Origin of the sequence: Mesorhizobium sp. M2A.F.Ca.ET.039.01.1.1, from assembly GCF_003998035.1 — a bacterium.
Lineage (GTDB): Bacteria > Pseudomonadota > Alphaproteobacteria > Rhizobiales > Rhizobiaceae > Mesorhizobium.
On record NZ_RZRY01001155.1, the window covers coordinates 1 to 1,330 of the forward strand.

The 1,330-nt window shown below is 67.0% G+C and carries 1 protein-coding gene and 1 pseudogene; both read right to left on the reverse strand.

Going from position 1 to position 1,330, the window contains the following annotated elements:
- Positions 1-268 (reverse strand): annotated as a pseudogene (locus EOA24_RS38125) (DUF58 domain-containing protein); the annotation flags it as partial.
- Positions 265-1,221 carry a MoxR family ATPase gene (locus tag EOA24_RS38130; RefSeq protein WP_126083073.1) on the reverse strand — a complete coding sequence of 319 codons (957 nt, stop codon included), beginning with the start codon at positions 1,219-1,221 and terminating at the stop codon, positions 265-267. The gene EOA24_RS38130 and the pseudogene EOA24_RS38125, both read right to left, overlap by 4 nt.
- Positions 1,222-1,330 lie beyond the last annotated feature (109 nt).

A 1,330-nucleotide genomic window follows, 5' to 3' on the forward strand; every position in this document is an offset into this window, starting at 1 on the left:
CCTGCAGGCGCCGCAACTTTGCCCCGACACCGGCCGCGATGTGCAACGTGAAGCGACCGCCGACGCCCACCTGGGGCGGCGCCGTCAGCACCGCATCGAGCGAGGCGCGGCCTCTGCCCGCGGCCGCATCCACCGCCAGGAAGGCAAGCAGAACGCAGATCCACAACAGGCCAAGATACCAGACAGAAGGCAGCGCGAGCGCGATCAGGAAGGCGGGGATCGCCCCCGCCGCCGCTGCCCAGACCGATCGACCGCTCGGATAGATCAACGCGGCGCTTCCGTATGGTCGACGAGGTCGGAGACGATCTGCTCGACCAGCCGCCCGTCGATCTGAGCGGCCGGCGACAGCACGACGCGGTGGCGCAGCGCCGGCACGGCCAGAGCCTTGACGTCGTCCGGGATAACGTAGTTGCGGCCGTCGAGCGCCGCCCTGGCGCGCGCGGCTCTCGCCAGCATGGCGCCCGCGCGAGGGCTGGCGCCCACCTCCAGGTCAGGGCTTTCGCGCGTGCCGCGCACAAGTGCCGCGATATAGCCGACGACATCGCCGACCAGCGTGACGTCGCCGACGGTGGCAAGTGCGGCTTCGAGCGTCTTGCGGTCGGTCTGCGCCCTGATGCCGTATTGCCCTATGTCGTGCGAGGCCGATCCACCGCCGTGGTTGACGATGATGGCGCGCTCTTCCGCAAGGTCCGGATAGCTCACCCGATGCTTGAACAGGAAGCGGTCGAGCTGAGCCTCGGGCAGCGGATAGACACCCTGATGCTCGATCGGGTTCTGCGTTGCCACCACCATGAAATTCTGCCCGAGCGAATGCGTCGTGCCGTCGAAGGTGACGGCGTGTTCCTGCATGGCTTCGAGCAGGGCGGCCTGCGTCTTCGGCGGCGTGCGGTTGATTTCGTCGGCGAGCAAAAGATCACAGAAGATCGGGCCGCGCGTCAGCGTGAACTGCCCGGTCTGGAAATTGTAGATGTTGGCGCCGACGATGTCGCCGGGCATCAGGTCGGGCGTGAACTGGATGCGGCCATAGGCGACGCCCAGCGCCTGCGCGAAGCAGCGCGCCGTCATCGTCTTGGCGGTGCCCGGCGGGCCTTCGAGCAGGATATGGCCGCCGGCAAACAGCGCCGTCAGCATCAGGTCGACCGTGTCATGCTGGCCGGTGATCGCTTTCGCCACTTCTTCCCTGATCGCGTTCGCCAGGGCCTCCACTTCATCGACGTTCACCGAGCCTCCTTGCCGTCCAGTCATGCAGCTGTTCGGCTGCTTCATGCATTGCTGCCAGATTGTTGGATTCGTTCGCGGCCTGGAAGCGCCGGGTGAAGCCGTGCGCCTC